Origin of the sequence: Photobacterium salinisoli (assembly GCF_003614885.1) — a bacterium.
Classification (GTDB): Bacteria; Pseudomonadota; Gammaproteobacteria; order Enterobacterales; family Vibrionaceae; genus Photobacterium; species Photobacterium salinisoli.
The window spans coordinates 107,014-120,443 of record NZ_QZMS01000013.1 but is presented as its reverse complement, the minus strand read 5'-3'; the positions used below and the strand labels follow the sequence as shown (position 1 = coordinate 120,443).

The window sequence follows — 13,430 nt, the reverse complement described above, 5'->3', positions numbered from 1 at the left end:
CTTTTTCTATGCATTTGCTATTTCAGGCGGGCAATGCACGGTGCGTCCTGTGCCTGTCATGCTTTGACAGTCGGGTAAGGGAGAGGTTATTCCGTGCTATGTGAAATGTGTATCACAATCGCGCTCTGAAATCGATTATTAAGAATGTCGTTAATAAAAAATGGGCTTAATGTCGTGGAAACTGTGCAAAAAGTACAGATAAAAAAAACCTCGCCATAAGCGAGGTTTAAAAGATGGTGCCGACTACCGGAATCGAACTGGTGACCTACTGATTACAAGTCAGTTGCTCTACCTACTGAGCTAAGTCGGCGCTTTTTTTGTTCTTAAGTTATTCTTAAAAACTAAATTGGCTCCCCTGCTGGACTTAACGCGGCCGGCCAGGCCAGCGACATTAAGCACTAAGTGCTTACCAGTTTGGAGGACATACACCACAGTTAAGCAATGTAATTAATTGGCTCCCCCTGCTGGACTTGAACCAGCGACATACGGATTAACAGTCCGCCGTTCTACCGACTGAACTAAGGGGGAATTGTCTTGCATTATGACGTTACCAGAACACCATAAAAAATATGGTGCCTCGAGGCGGAATCGAACCACCGACACGAGGATTTTCAATCCTCTGCTCTACCGACTGAGCTATCGAGGCAACGGGGCGCATTAAAAAGGTTTTGCGTTATACCGTCAATGGTTTTTTTAAAAAAAAACGAACAAGATTCCTTTTTTTGTACGGATTGGCTGGATTTTAATCTTTCCTGCCTGTTGGTAAGCAAAAACGCTCAGGCTCTTGCGTTGCCGGTCAGCTGATAATTGTTGGTGACTTTTCCGGTTCTCCTGATAAAGATTCAGCCCCCACGGACACGTGGGGGCTGTTATCCTCAGTCCGCAAAATCAAGTCAGGATTTCAGACTGAATTTTCCGGTCCAGGTTTCCAGTTCATGATACAGCCCTTGCAGCGAACGGGTACTGCTATGGCTTTGATTGACCACGTCAGACAACTGATTGCCGTTTTCTTCAATCATGTTAATTCGCGCTGAGATATCGTCGCTGACCTGTGTCTGCTCGGCGGCTGCGGTGGCAATCTGGTGACTCATTTCGGTAATGCTCTCCAGGGCCGAGACTATCTGGTTCAGCGCATCCGAGGCTTCCCGCGATTGCTGCACAGTGTACTGGCTGGTTTCGGCACAGGTTTCCATGGTTTGAATGGCATTGCGCGATCCGTTTTGCAGGCGGCTGATCATCTGCTGAATTTCCTTGGTGCTGTTTTGCGTGCGACCCGCCAGGTTACGGACTTCATCGGCCACGACCGCAAAACCGCGTCCCTGTTCGCCGGCTCTGGCCGCTTCGATAGCCGCATTTAAGGCCAGCAGGTTAGTTTGCTCAGCGATATCACCTATAACCTCCAGCACTCTGGCGATACTGTTTACTTCGGTATCCAGATGAGCAACAGCCTGACTGGCGATACCTAGCTGATCCGCCAGTCCCTGAATATTATCGACGGTTGACAAGATCAGGTTCTGAGTGACCTGGCTTTGCTGATCGGCACGCTCTGTATTGCTGGCCGTTTCACTGGCCGATTCGGCGACATTATTGGCTGAAGAGGCCATTTCTGTCATTGCGGTGGCAATCATAACGGTGGATTGCTGCTGACTGTCAGTCAGTCCTGTAATCATGCCGGAACGTGACGAGACCTGGTCTATTTCATTGCGCAGCGCCGTCATGGATTGCTTGAGGTTATTGATCAGTTCCGCCAGTGACAGGCTCATGGTCTGGACGGCATAGTAAATGCTGCCCGGCGTAGCCCGGTGGGCAAAATGTGTGGTGATCTTGCCGTCGGCAACAGCCTGAACTGCAGCCTGAACATCGTCGGGTTCGCCGCCCAGCAGATGAATAATGCGCTTACTGGCAAAAATCAGGACGCTGAGAATCGCCACTGTGATGAACAGGCAAAGGACGAGTTTCCAGCTGGCGGTGGACCAGAAACGCTGATTGACTTCGTTATAGCCAATGCCGGTACCGACATACCAGCCCCAGTGGGGCGTTTGGCGGGCGATAGACAGTTTTTCTTCAATGCTGCCGTCAGCCTGTTTCTGCGTCCAGGTGTATTGAGCGAGCTTGCCTCCGCTGGTTGCCACGGCCTGTTTGAGAATGTTACCGACACTGTTACCGTTGCCGTCTTTGAAGTCATGGAAGCTGGTGCCGTGCAACTGAGGATCCAGCGGCGCAGCAATAAACATCAGCTTGCTGTCAGCAACGTAGACATATTCATTGTCCTTATAGATGTTTTTTTGCAGCAGACGGGTCGCCAGTGCTTTGGCCTGAGGCTCTTCGAGAATCCCTTCTTTCGACATTTTCTCTATTTCAATCAAGATATTGAATGTGCTGTTAAATAACTGTGTGACTCTGGATTCATTATCTTGATTGCTGGCCATTCGCAGCGTCCACAGGCCAGTCATCATGATAAATAACAAAGCGAACAGAATAATGCCTGATAGCCAATATGTTTGTGTCCTGAGTTTCATTCCCTGGTCTCTTGGTAATGCATAAGAGGCCTCCTGACATGCGGTAAGGAGGAGTTATTTTTCGTCGTGAAAAAATAGTAATTCAGGTTGTGAATCGTTCAGAGAAGGAAAGTGACAAAACATGATCTGGCTTGAGAGGATAAGTTTTCGCTATTTACCTTTTGAATGAACTATGGTTACTGATTGATATGACAATAGCTTTCTGGACTGGTAAGGGCTGGTGCTGCAGAGCGAACAAAGGGTGGTATTTTACAGTTAATACCACCCAGAGTCCGGTTAGTTTAACTGCCAGACATCGGCCTGACCGGGCTGATCTCCTTTTGTCCACCATTTCGCTGTGTAGAGCTGGCCCTGAAAGATGACCTTGTCGCCGGCGACATAAACCTGACTGGCGATCCACTCAGGGGCAGCCGGTATCACTTTGATATCCAGCTGGTAGGTGTATCCCTGATTTTTCAGGTAAACCTGATTGCCGAACAGATCCTGAGTATCAAAAGCAATGGCACCATTAGTGTCTTGCTTGCCGACTTGTACCATTTGCGGGTAAGCCTGATTGACTGTGGCAGCCAGGGTTTCCGACCAGACAGCCTGAGACTGGTTGGCGGTGGTAATGGCTAACTGCTCCGATACGGTTTCCTGACCATTCTGATCAAAAATACGGAACCAGGCTGACTCACCGGGTTGAGCAATGTCGGTGGATTTGACATAAGCGCCCGCGCTGATCCAGCTGTCAGGCTGCCCTGTGTCTGTTCCTGCAAAACGAATGTCGCTGCAGTTATAAAAGCCTTCCCCGGCCGGGTCCGCGCGCTGCCAGCGTGTGAACAGTACGGCATCACCGGTACGATCCGTTGGCAGGGTGATGGTCATCTGGTAATACTTCAGACCGTTAATTGTGGTGGTCGGCACATTTCCTACTTCTGCCACCAGATCCAGATCCGACCAGGCTAGCGACTGTGCTGCGCTGTCAAAACCAGGTTTACTGAGATAGAACTTCCAGAAACTGGGACTGTGCGGCGTTTCAGCTCGGTAAAGCAGTGTCAGCTGGCCATTGTCAGTGAGATCGACCAGGGTTTTCTGCCAGTAAGGGGAGGGGAGATCGATGCCGGATTTTTTGTTATCGGCGCCTGAACACAGCGAGCCATCAGGAATGGCTTGTTCGACAGCAGCCTGATTATTGTAATCTGACACCAGACGGGCAAACTCAGGCTTTTGAATAAAAGGATACCAGCCAGATTGTAAAAAGGCGGCCCGGCAGGCGGCGTTTGGGATCGTTGAACCGTCTGTTGTATCCCAGTAACCACCGTCACGATCGCAGATTTCCTGTCTGGCCGGTGGATAGTCCATATAGCCATGGGCATGAGCCGTGGCTGATAATGAGCTGAGCACTGAAGTAATACCCAGGCACAGCAGCCCTTTCCTCCATGAAGCGCATTGAACTAACATTCTCTCTCCTTAAAACAAGTTGAATAGTGCGTAATTGCATCTAAGGGTTTGGACGAAGTGTGCTCAACAGGCAATCCATGGAATGTAAATAAGGGAAGTGACTCAAAACCTTGTATGATAATTTGCATCGCGTATTAAATACTTGGGACTAAAAGCTGGTTTCTGATACGCAGTTGCAGCTTTGACTCGTTGATAAAGATCATATCAGTCACTCAGCCGGACAAATTAAAGGCGGGCGGGGAGGTTATACAGCACCTCCGAGCGGTTTAGTGGTAGAGATGTGTGGCGACCAAGTGCGGCCGGCCAGGCCAGCGACAATGGATGCGCAGCATTCAGTATGTCGGATGATTCATTGCTGGTTAAGGGGATAATAACGCTGAATAGAGACGTTTAACGGGCATATAAAGAAAAACCCCGGTCTTGCGACCAGGGTTTCTAATTTGGCTCCCCCTGCTGGACTTGAACCAGCGACATACGGATTAACAGTCCGCCGTTCTACCGACTGAACTAAGGGGGAATTGTATGGTGCCTCGAGGCGGAATCGAACCACCGACACGAGGATTTTCAATCCTCTGCTCTACCGACTGAGCTATCGAGGCAGAGCAAAGATGAGTAATCTTCGCTTTGCTGTTTGGCTCCCCCTGCTGGACTTAACGCGGCCGGCCAGGCCAGCGACATTAAGCACTAAGTGCTTACCAGTTTGGAGGACATACACCGCAGTTAAGCAATGTAATTAATTGGCTCCCCCTGCTGGACTTGAACCAGCGACATACGGATTAACAGTCCGCCGTTCTACCGACTGAACTAAGGGGGAATTGTCTTACTTTATAGTGTCAACAAAACACCATAAAAAAATATGGTGCCTCGAGGCGGAATCGAACCACCGACACGAGGATTTTCAATCCTCTGCTCTACCGACTGAGCTATCGAGGCAGGGTAAAGCATTACTGCTTTACTCTAAATAAATGGTGCCGACTACCGGAATCGAACTGGTGACCTACTGATTACAAGTCAGTTGCTCTACCTACTGAGCTAAGTCGGCACACGAATTTGGCTCCCCCTGCTGGACTTAACGCGGCCGGCCAGGCCAGCGACATTAAGCACTAAGTGCTTACCAGTTTGGAGGACATACACCGCAGTTAAGCAATGTAATTAATTGGCTCCCCCTGCTGGACTTGAACCAGCGACATACGGATTAACAGTCCGCCGTTCTACCGACTGAACTAAGGGGGAATTGTCTTGCATTATGACGTTACCAGAACACCATAAAAAATATGGTGCCTCGAGGCGGAATCGAACCACCGACACGAGGATTTTCAATCCTCTGCTCTACCGACTGAGCTATCGAGGCAACGGAGCGCTATTAAACGGGTTTTGGCCCTCATCGTCAATACCTTTTTCCATAAAAAAGTGCGAATGTCGATTGCTTGCTCGCTTTTTGTTCGCTGAGGTTCAGGCGTCGGCGTTATTCCGGTCATTCAGCGCAAAGTTATTACTCTGTATCAGATTTTTCCGTTGTGGAACTCTTTCTGGTAGCGGGTCACTTTCTCTAGATAACGGCGGGCTTCTGCTTTGGGGTGCTTGTTGGTTAACGCCCAATAAACCTGATTTGGTTGCAGCTGGTTTAAATCCTGCATTGCCCGTTTACGGTTGCGATTGAAAGCGCTCAATACGCCGCCGGTGCCGCCATTGTAGGCTGAGATCATACTGTAGTGCAGCGACAGTGGATTGCGGACCTCTTTCAGATAGCGGTTTTGCAGCAGGTAAAAATAGGCGGTACCTGTATCGATATTTTTGGCCGGATCAAACAAGTATTGCGGAGATGGCTGCCCGGCTTGCTTTTTCACCAGCTTAAAGACATCGGCGCCGGCGGTTTTAGGCACAACCTGCATCAGGCCATAGGCATTGGCCGGGCTGACGGCATAAGGGTTGAAGCTGCTTTCTGTTTTAATGATGGCGTAAATGAGATCTTCTTTTATGCCATAACGGCGAGAAGCTTCCCGCACTATGTCGGCATATTTGTAGCTTCGTTTACTGACGTGGTCTGCCACCATGGGGATATCCACGTAATAGGCCTGTTGAAAGCGAACCTGTTTTTTCTTGAGCTGGTTATTGACCAGATATTCGGCATAACGCTTAGCCCGCCAGGACCATTCAATAGATTTGCCGTCCTGATCCAGAATCTGGCCAAGTAAGAACGGGCTGCCACTCAGGGCGAAATCCTGGGCAGAGTACAGATCCACCTCAGCGGGATCGGCGGGAGTGAGCAGTGTGGTGGCAATCGCATTGATCAGGTGTTGTTTGGGATTGGTGGTCGCGACTGTTTCAATGGTCACTACCCCTTTGTCGAAATCGACATGGGCCCGGCTCTGGTAGCCATCGGTATATTTTACGTAGTGGCGCTTACTGGCAATCAGGACGTTATCATCTCCCCAGCGCTGTTTAACCTGGCCGCTGAAACTATGGATCAGACGGTCAAGGGCCGCGGTATCTTTGGTAAATTGTCCGGGCAATGGTGCCAGATTTTTGGCAAACCGATTAGTCGGTGCGTAATTAACACCATAGATATTTTCAACCAGTTCACGGCTGCAACCACTCAGGCTTAGTGCTACTGTGGCAAGAAGGAGTGTTTTTTTCATGTTATTCATATAAAAAATGACATCACTTGCTTTTGGCAAATAATGTCATTTTATTATTGTTCACGGTACGTTTTTCAGGCATCGGCGCCTGAGAACGTGACATTCGTGCACATGAAACTGGTGCTGGGTGTTACTCGCTCGGTGGCGTATAACCGTCGATGACAACATCCTGACCTTCAAACAGGAATTTCACCATTTCTGTTTCCAGAAGCTTGCGGTGCTCCGGATCCATCATATTGAGTTTCTTTTCGTTGATCAGCATGGTCTGTTTGCTTTGCCACTCAGCCCAGGCTTCTTTTGAAATGTTATCGAAAATACGTTTACCCAGTTCACCTGGATACAGTTGGAAATCCAGACCTTCAGCGTCTTTCTTCAGTCGGGCACAAAATACAGTACGGCTCATGGGATCCTCAGTTATTTTATTTGCCAGTCATCAAAGACTGGTCACTGGTTTCTTACCACTAGTTTCTCGGTTATCCCGTCACGATTCAAGCTCGTAACGCAGGCTTTCCAGAATTTGTACGACAGGGGCGGCTAATCCTACCTGTGGTGGATTGAGCAGGTTATACCATTGCCCCTTGCTGTTTTCGTTGATCATTGATGGCAATTGAGTGAGCTGGTATCTCAGCGGCACTATGTCAAGATGATAGTGACTGAAGGTATGGCGAAAAGCGTTGAGGTGTTCAGCCTGCAGTTGGTCCGATACCGATGCGCCAAGGCGCTGGCTGAGCAGAGGCTGGATATTTTCGCTGTCGTGCTGCGGGAAGCACCATAATCCGCCCCAGATACCGGCAGGAGGCCGCTGTTCCAGCCAGACTTCATGACCATGCTGAAAGATGGCAAACCAGGTCTGTTTTTCTGGCAGGGTTTTCTTGGGTTTCTTACCTGGAAAATCGGCCTGACGGTTTTGTGCTTTCGCCTGGCAGAGATCGGCCACCGGGCAGAGTTCGCATTTTGGCTTGCTGCGGGTACATATCATCGCCCCCATATCCATCATGGCCTGGTTGTAGCGCTCCACGCCCTGCGCCGGAGTGTTCTTCTCGGCAATTTCCCACAGGGCGTTTTCGACCGGCTTTTTCCCCGGCCAGCCTTCTATGGCATAGCAACGGGCCAGTGTTCGTTTTACGTTGCCGTCTAAAATCGGGTGATGTTGTTTGAGAGATAACGAAAGCACAGCCCCTGCTGTGGATCGGCCCACACCGGGTAAGGCCATAACCTGCTCAATCGTTTCCGGGAACTTACCATTGTGTTCAGACACTATTTGCTTGGCGGCTTTGTGCAGATTTCGGGCGCGGGCGTAATAACCCAGTCCCGTCCACAGGTGCAGAACTTCGTCCTGATCGGCCTTGGCCAGATCGGTGACACTTGGGAAGCGTGCCATGAAACGTTCAAAGTAGGGGATGACAGTGGCCACTTGGGTCTGCTGCAGCATGATTTCAGATAACCAGACTTTATAAGGCGTTTTTTCGTGCTGCCAGGGCAGGGTTTTGCGGCCATATTTGTCGTACCAGACCAGAATGGCGTCAGAAAAACTAGTGCTCACAGGGAATTGCTCACTTTATTATAGAATTGGTGCAGGCAAGTTTGCGTCTGCGGTGCTGATTGCAACACAAAGCGCTGCCGGCTTCAATCTGTCAGGGCACTTGCACTCGGCCGTGAACTTTGGATAATGCCGGATCCATTAGTGCCAAACACTCCATATTTTAGGTAAGGACCCATGAGCCAAGAATCCAGAACAAACGCTGACGTCACCCTGACTGAATATACAGAAGACGGTAAGCTGGTACGCAAGATCCGCAGCTTTGTGCGTCGTGAAGGCCGTTTAACCAAGGGCCAGCAACAGGCGCTGGAAAATAACTGGTCAAACATGGGGATCGATTTTAACAAGCAACCACTGAACTGGACTGAGGTTTATGGTCGTGAAGGCCATGTGGTGCTGGAAATTGGCTTTGGTATGGGCGCCTCTCTGGTTGAGATGGCAAAGAATGCGCCAGAGAAAAACTTTATCGGTATTGAAGTGCACAGCCCTGGCGTAGGCGCCTGTCTGATGGCCGCGGAAGCGGAAGACCTGACAAATCTGCGTGTGATGTGCCATGACGCCGTTGAAGTGTTTGAGCACATGATCCCGGACGGCAGCCTGGATACAGTCCAGTTGTTCTTCCCTGATCCGTGGCACAAAGCCCGTCACCATAAGCGCCGCATTGTGCAGCCTGCTTTCGTGGAAATGGTTCGTAAAAAGCTGAAAATCGGCGGTATTTTCCATATGGCCACTGACTGGGAAAATTACGCAGAACACATGGTGGATGTGATGAAAGCTGCGCCTGGCTATGAAAATACGGCGCAGGATGGTGATTATATCCCCCGACCTGAGGAGCGTCCGCTGACTAAGTTTGAAGCCCGTGGACATCGACTGGGTCACGGTGTGTGGGATATGAAGTTCGCGAGAACAGAATAATGTGCTATGGTTCAAAGCCATTGCGGGCCAACATAGAGTAAGATGTTGACCTGAAAACATTATTAGCCTGAAAAGCCAGCCTCTGAGTTGGCTTTTTTGTCCTCTGGAGACAGTGAATGAAGCCAAATAAGCAGTTGCTGAACGAGATTCTGGATGAAGTCAGACCCTTAATAGGCCAGGGCAAAGTCGCCGGCTATATCCCTGCACTGGCACAGGTTCCCGCCAACAGGCTAGGCATCGCAGTCTGCTATAACGACGGTGAAATTATTCAGGCCGGCGACAGCGAAGAAGGCTTCTCAATCCAGTCGATCTCCAAAGTGCTGAGTCTGACTCTGGCTATGACATTGTATGAGGCTGATGAAATCTGGTCCCGTGTCGGTAAAGAGCCATCGGGCCATGCGTTTAATTCGATGATCCAGCTGGAGCTGGAGCAGGGTATTCCGCGTAATCCTTTCATTAATGCCGGTGCGCTGGTGGTGTCGGATCTGTTGCACAGTCGGCTTTCCGCGCCGCAGTACCGTATGCTGGAGCTGGTGCGCAGTCTGGCCTGTAATCCGGAGATCGCCTACGACAAGGACGTGGCTGCATCGGAAATGCAGCACAGCGACCGCAATGCGGCGATTGCCTATCTGATGCGTGCGTTCGGCAATTTCAACAACGACGTTGTGCCTGTACTGGGTAATTATTTCGGCTACTGTGCGCTTAAAATGAGCTGTGTTGATCTAGCCCGGACCTTCAGTTATCTGGCTAACAAAGGTTTACCATTGGGCACAGATACTCCGCTGATATCTTCTACCCAAAGCAAACAAATCAATGCACTACTGGCAACCTGCGGTCTGTATGATGGTGCCGGTGAATTTGCCTATCGTGTCGGTATGCCGGGTAAATCAGGGGTTGGTGGCGGTATTGTCGCTATTGTGCCGGGAGAAATGTCGATTGCGGTCTGGTCGCCCGAGCTTGATGCCTCGGGAAATTCTGTGGCCGGCACCGCAGCACTGGAGTTACTGGCAGAGCGCATCGGCCGTTCTATCTTCTGACAGCTTCAGACGGACAGAGCGTATGAAGAAAAGTCGCTGGCAGTACACTGCCAGCGAACGATTGCCTGTTACTGGTCTTCCTCGACAAAAGCGGCCAGTAAATCATTGAGGAAAAGTTTTCCCTGTTCAGTGATTTGCCAGCTGTCGCCTTGATCGAGCAGGTATTGCTTGTCGAGCGCCCAGGTGATCGGCTGGCGAATAGTGTCCAGTGACAGACCGGTCCGCTCCACATAGTCCTGCTTCGGACAGGCCTCCAGCAAGCGGAAACGGTTCATGAAAAACTCAAACGGCCGCTCTTCATTACCAACCTGGGTTTCCTGATCCAAATACGCCTTTTGCGGATTGAGATAACCGCGCGGGTGTTTCACTTTCACCGTACGGGTGATGCGACCGTCAGTAAAGCTCACCTTGCCGTGGGCACCACAGCCAATGCCAAGATAATCACCAAAGCGCCAGTAATTGAGGTTGTGCTGGCACTGCATACCGGGCTTGCTGTACCCGGAAATCTCGTACTGCTGATAACCGGCCTCGGCCAGCAGCACATGGCCCTGTTCGAAAATATCCCACAGATCATCGTCATCCGGCAGGGTCGGCGGCTTTGAATAAAACAGCGTATTGGGCTCGATAGTCAGCTGATACCAGGACAGATGCGGCGGGTTTAAGGCGATTGCTTGCCTCAGATCCGACATGGCATCTTCAACGGATTGATCCGGCAGGCCATGCATCAGATCCAGATTAAAGCTGTTCAGTCCGGCTTCCTGAGCCAGCCCGGCAGCGCGGACAGCTTCATCTTTGCCGTGAATCCGGCCTAAGCGTTTGAGCTTGTCATCCTGAAAACTCTGTACGCCGATAGAAATCCGGTTGACGCCCACTTCACGGTAAGCTTGAAACCGACCGGCTTCCACAGTGCCGGGATTGGCTTCCATGGTGATTTCAATCTTGTCGCTGAACGGTATTCTAGCTTCAATGCCCGCCAGCAGTCGTCCGATCTCCGGTGCGGAAATCAGGCTCGGGGTGCCGCCACCGATAAAAATGGAGTGCAGAGCCCGGCTGCCATCAGTCAGTTGATAGCGATCAAGGTCAATAGCCAGATCCTCAAGCAGCGCGTCGATGTAATCCAGCTCGGGAATGTCGTGCTTCAGCGCATGGGAGTTGAAATCGCAGTAGGGACATTTCTGGACACACCAGGGAATGTGTACATACAGGCTCAGTGGTGGCGGTACTAACATCAGGCGTCCTTCAGGGCAGCAAAGAGGTGTTGCAAGGCTTTGCCGCGGTGTGACAATTGCTTTTTATGTTCAGGGGAGAGCTCGGCTGAGGCGCAATCGGCTTCCGGTACCCAGAAAACAGGATCATAGCCAAAGCCATTCTCGCCTTTGGCCTGGCGGAGAATACGGCCTTCCCATTTACCGTGGCAAACCAGAGGTGTCGGATCATCGGCGTGGCGCATCATCACCAGCACACAGTGGAAGCGGGCGGTGCGTTCAGCCTCCGGTACGTCTTTCATGGCATCGAGCAGTTTTTCCAGATTCGCCTGATCACTGGCGCCTGCTCCGGCATAACGGGCCGAGTAAATCCCCGGCGCCCCTTTTAGGGCATCCACTTCCAGGCCAGAGTCATCGGCAATTGCGGGCAGGCCGGTTTCTCTGGCGGCGTGACGCGCTTTAATGATGGCATTTTCAATGAATGTTGTGCCAGTTTCGGCAACGTCAGAGACGTTAAGCTCAGTCTGGGCGATGACCTCAAAACCGAAATCGGCAAGCAGGTTGGCCATTTCACGGACTTTACCCTGATTGCCGGTCGCAAGTACTAGTTTGCTCATGAAGACTCCTGGTCTGTAAGGCTGGGGCGCTATGATACCCACAGCCAGAGCAAATGCCAAAGACAGAAAAGAAGAGTGATCTTCCTCTTTATCTGGCTGAGTGGCTTATTCGGCGAAATAGGTCTGTTCGAACTGAATATTACCGCTGGTGGACTGGCGGGAGACATCAATATTAAAACGGAAGCGTTCTTCATTGGCATGGCTCAGCTCGGCAATGTAGTAGATAGCATCGCCTTCGCGTACTTCACGGAAAGTGAGGTTTTTCTCATTGCCGACCAGATTACGCGCTGTGCCTTTAACTACTGCCGCGACAGCCGGTTTACCTTCGACGCTGGTATCGAGCACAGTGATATTGATCAATGCTGAATAACGGCTGCGCTGAATACGGTAATTTTTCGCGATATCCGCCGTCAGGAAGGTAGACGGAAAGGTGGAATAGTGCACTTCCAGCTCGCCGATATTTTTGAGTTGTTCTGCCTGTGCTGGCAGGGCAAAACCTATGGTTGCAATAACAGCAATCAGTAACTGTTTCATGGTGTTGTCCTTCTATCCTGTTGAAGTATGCCAGATGGAGTAAGACCTTACATTCTAAAGGGATAAAGCGTTAACTGTTTAAAGTATAGAGTGGTACGCTGACAGCGTCTTTGCGGGAATCAGAATTACAGCAAGGCGCTGACGAGCGGGGGTATGGTTTGCGGTGCTTGTATCCGTACGAGTTTGTGACGGCCCGTTTCTCCCTTTTCGATAATGACGTGTCCTTTGTTGACTCTGAATTGCTTAGCCAGGAACGTGATCAGGTGGCTGTTTGCTTTGCCGTCAACCGGCGGGGCCGTGATGGCCACTTTGATCGCCTCGCCATGCAGACCGACAAGCTGATCCCGGCTGGCTCTGGGTTGCACATAAAAGCGGATCATAAGATCCGCTTTATCTCTACTGACTGGGCTCAGGCTCACAGCTGGAACCAGATAGGGCCAATCAGATCGCCCATCAGGATATTGGCGAAGTGCAGGCCAACAAACAGCACCAGTACGCTCAGATCCAGACCGCCAATGGCCGGAATGATGCGGCGAATCGGCGCTGTCATAGGTTCTGTCAGCTGATGCATCACGTATTCTATCGGGCTGCGTCCCTGACTGACCCAGCTCAGGATGGCACGGATCAGCAGCACCCAGAACAACAGTCCACCGGCCGCCTTGAGCAAAGATAATCCGGCGATCCAGAACAAATCAGGGCTGAATGCCACTCCGCCATTGGTCAGCACTAATTGCAGAGCGATAAACTTTCCTACCGTGAGCAGGTAAGCAAACAGCACTGTGGCCAGATCGAGCGAGCCGATTGAAGGGATCACACGACGCAGCGGGCCGAGGACTGGCTGGGTGACTTTCACCACAAACTGGGAAAAGGGATTGTAGAAATCCGCTTTGGCCCATTGCAGCCACAGTCGCAGCAGTACCACCATGATATAAAGATCAAAAAGGGTACTGACTAAAAAAGCAATAGCATTCATATTGTTAC

General features: G+C 50.8%; 12 protein-coding genes and 10 tRNA genes. 2 read left to right on the top strand and 20 right to left on the bottom strand.

The features are described 5' to 3' along the window. Positions 1–234: 234 nt before the first annotated feature. From D6M16_RS18395 to mutY, 15 genes are all read right to left on the bottom strand, one after another. Positions 235–310 (bottom strand) — tRNA-Thr (locus D6M16_RS18395). A gap of 142 nt (positions 311–452) precedes the next feature. Next, positions 453–528 (bottom strand) — tRNA-Asn (locus D6M16_RS18390). 42 nt (positions 529–570) lie between these two features. Continuing rightward, positions 571–646: transfer RNA gene (locus D6M16_RS18385), tRNA-Phe, on the bottom strand. Positions 647–893: 247 nt separating this feature from the next. Beyond that, complete coding sequence (locus D6M16_RS18380) at positions 894–2,519, bottom strand: methyl-accepting chemotaxis protein (protein WP_120513336.1); 1,626 nt, start codon at positions 2,517–2,519, stop codon at positions 894–896. 276 nt (positions 2,520–2,795) lie between these two features. Beyond that, a complete protein-coding gene (locus D6M16_RS18375; RefSeq protein ID WP_120513335.1) occupies positions 2,796–3,962 on the bottom strand; it encodes a lytic polysaccharide monooxygenase in 1,167 nt (388 codons plus the stop codon). A gap of 441 nt (positions 3,963–4,403) precedes the next feature. Next, positions 4,404–4,479 (bottom strand) — tRNA-Asn (locus tag D6M16_RS18370). A 6-nt stretch (positions 4,480–4,485) separates the two neighbouring features. Next, a tRNA-Phe gene (locus tag D6M16_RS18365) sits at positions 4,486–4,561 on the bottom strand. Positions 4,562–4,700: 139 nt separating this feature from the next. Continuing rightward, positions 4,701–4,776 (bottom strand) — tRNA-Asn (locus tag D6M16_RS18360). 43 nt (positions 4,777–4,819) lie between these two features. Next, positions 4,820–4,895 (bottom strand) — tRNA-Phe (locus D6M16_RS18355). A gap of 33 nt (positions 4,896–4,928) precedes the next feature. Further along, positions 4,929–5,004 (bottom strand) — tRNA-Thr (locus tag D6M16_RS18350). A gap of 115 nt (positions 5,005–5,119) precedes the next feature. Further along, positions 5,120–5,195: transfer RNA gene (locus tag D6M16_RS18345), tRNA-Asn, on the bottom strand. Positions 5,196–5,237: 42 nt separating this feature from the next. After that, positions 5,238–5,313 (bottom strand) — tRNA-Phe (locus D6M16_RS18340). Between the two features lie 151 nt (positions 5,314–5,464). Beyond that, positions 5,465–6,601 carry a membrane-bound lytic murein transglycosylase MltC gene (gene mltC / locus D6M16_RS18335; RefSeq protein ID WP_120513501.1) on the bottom strand — a complete coding sequence of 379 codons (1,137 nt, stop codon included), beginning with the start codon at positions 6,599–6,601 and terminating at the stop codon, positions 5,465–5,467. A gap of 130 nt (positions 6,602–6,731) precedes the next feature. Then, entirely contained in the window at positions 6,732–7,004 is a 273-nt protein-coding gene (locus tag D6M16_RS18330) for an oxidative damage protection protein (protein ID WP_120513334.1), read from the bottom strand. A gap of 78 nt (positions 7,005–7,082) precedes the next feature. Beyond that, entirely contained in the window at positions 7,083–8,144 is a 1,062-nt protein-coding gene (gene mutY, locus D6M16_RS18325; RefSeq protein WP_120513333.1) for an A/G-specific adenine glycosylase, read from the bottom strand. A gap of 174 nt (positions 8,145–8,318) precedes the next feature. On the opposite strand from mutY, the gene trmB reads away from it, so the two are divergent. Further along, complete coding sequence (gene trmB, locus D6M16_RS18320) at positions 8,319–9,056, top strand: tRNA (guanosine(46)-N7)-methyltransferase TrmB (RefSeq protein WP_120513332.1); 738 nt, start codon at positions 8,319–8,321, stop codon at positions 9,054–9,056. Between the two features lie 116 nt (positions 9,057–9,172). Continuing rightward, positions 9,173–10,093: a glutaminase B gene (glsB, locus tag D6M16_RS18315; protein ID WP_120513331.1), complete on the top strand. Its 921-nt coding sequence runs from the start codon at positions 9,173–9,175 to the stop codon at positions 10,091–10,093. Between the two features lie 68 nt (positions 10,094–10,161). On the opposite strand, the gene hemW is transcribed toward glsB, so the two are convergent. The 5 genes from hemW to D6M16_RS18290 form a co-directional block, all read right to left on the bottom strand. Further along, entirely contained in the window at positions 10,162–11,322 is a 1,161-nt protein-coding gene (hemW, locus tag D6M16_RS18310) for a radical SAM family heme chaperone HemW (RefSeq protein WP_120513330.1), read from the bottom strand. Beyond that, complete coding sequence (locus D6M16_RS18305; RefSeq protein WP_120513329.1) at positions 11,322–11,915, bottom strand: XTP/dITP diphosphatase; 594 nt, start codon at positions 11,913–11,915, stop codon at positions 11,322–11,324. Before D6M16_RS18305 ends, hemW begins: the two co-directional genes overlap by 1 nt. A 105-nt stretch (positions 11,916–12,020) precedes the next feature. Continuing rightward, positions 12,021–12,449, bottom strand: coding sequence for a DUF4426 domain-containing protein (locus D6M16_RS18300; protein WP_120513328.1), 429 nt, complete (start codon positions 12,447–12,449; stop codon positions 12,021–12,023). A gap of 125 nt (positions 12,450–12,574) precedes the next feature. Then, positions 12,575–12,829 carry a DUF167 family protein gene (locus tag D6M16_RS18295; RefSeq protein ID WP_240435654.1) on the bottom strand — a complete coding sequence of 85 codons (255 nt, stop codon included), beginning with the start codon at positions 12,827–12,829 and terminating at the stop codon, positions 12,575–12,577. A 35-nt stretch (positions 12,830–12,864) separates the two neighbouring features. Next, positions 12,865–13,422 (bottom strand): YggT family protein, encoded by a 558-nt coding sequence (locus D6M16_RS18290; protein ID WP_120513326.1) that lies wholly within the window; start codon positions 13,420–13,422, stop codon positions 12,865–12,867. Between the last annotated feature and the right edge of the window lie 8 nt (positions 13,423–13,430).

What these genes read in the sequence shown, in the direction of transcription:
- D6M16_RS18380 (WP_120513336.1), bottom strand. Translation starts at nt 2,519, where the DNA reads ATGAAACTCAGGACACAAACATATTGGCTATCAGGCATTATTCTGTTC.
- D6M16_RS18375 (WP_120513335.1), bottom strand. Translation starts at nt 3,962, where the DNA reads ATGTTAGTTCAATGCGCTTCATGGAGGAAAGGGCTGCTGTGCCTGGGT.
- mltC (WP_120513501.1), bottom strand. Translation starts at nt 6,601, where the DNA reads ATGAAAAAAACACTCCTTCTTGCCACAGTAGCACTAAGCCTGAGTGGT.
- D6M16_RS18330 (WP_120513334.1), bottom strand. Translation starts at nt 7,004, where the DNA reads ATGAGCCGTACTGTATTTTGTGCCCGACTGAAGAAAGACGCTGAAGGT.
- trmB (WP_120513332.1), top strand. Translation starts at nt 8,319, where the DNA reads ATGAGCCAAGAATCCAGAACAAACGCTGACGTCACCCTGACTGAATAT.
- glsB (WP_120513331.1), top strand. Translation starts at nt 9,173, where the DNA reads ATGAAGCCAAATAAGCAGTTGCTGAACGAGATTCTGGATGAAGTCAGA.
- hemW (WP_120513330.1), bottom strand. Translation starts at nt 11,322, where the DNA reads ATGTTAGTACCGCCACCACTGAGCCTGTATGTACACATTCCCTGGTGT.
- D6M16_RS18305 (WP_120513329.1), bottom strand. Translation starts at nt 11,915, where the DNA reads ATGAGCAAACTAGTACTTGCGACCGGCAATCAGGGTAAAGTCCGTGAA.
- D6M16_RS18300 (WP_120513328.1), bottom strand. Translation starts at nt 12,449, where the DNA reads ATGAAACAGTTACTGATTGCTGTTATTGCAACCATAGGTTTTGCCCTG.
- D6M16_RS18295 (WP_240435654.1), bottom strand. Translation starts at nt 12,829, where the DNA reads ATGATCCGCTTTTATGTGCAACCCAGAGCCAGCCGGGATCAGCTTGTC.
- D6M16_RS18290 (WP_120513326.1), bottom strand. Translation starts at nt 13,422, where the DNA reads ATGAATGCTATTGCTTTTTTAGTCAGTACCCTTTTTGATCTTTATATC.